The organism is Blastomonas sp. CCH1-A6 (assembly GCF_001556365.1).
GTDB classification, from domain to species: domain Bacteria; phylum Pseudomonadota; class Alphaproteobacteria; order Sphingomonadales; family Sphingomonadaceae; genus Blastomonas; species Blastomonas ursincola.
In genome coordinates, this window is sequence record NZ_LSIS01000220.1 from 1 (window position 1) to 275 (window position 275).

General features: G+C 65.8%; 1 protein-coding gene. It reads right to left on the reverse strand.

Annotation, left to right across the window (positions count from 1 at the left end):
- Positions 1–275, reverse strand: a 275-nt coding sequence (locus tag AX735_RS09600) for a lipid II flippase MurJ (RefSeq protein ID WP_446471802.1), incomplete at both ends; no start/stop codon positions are given.

Genomic DNA, 275 nt, shown 5'->3' on the forward strand with positions numbered 1-275 from the left:
CGGCGGCATTGACCCAGAAGCGGTTGAGCGAATTGAGAATGCCGCCGAGCAGCGACACCAGCGAGATCAGCCCGAGATAGGGGAAGGTGATGATCGTCAGGTGCCGCGCCAGCGCAAACTTTTCCGGCCCGCCATCGGGAAAACCGCCGGTCATCGCATAGACGACGGGCCCGGCGGCCAGCATCATCAGCGCGGTGAACAGGACCAGGAACGGCACCAGCACCGACAGCACCTGGCCGGCAAAGGCCTTGGCGACGTCCAGCCCGGTACCGGGC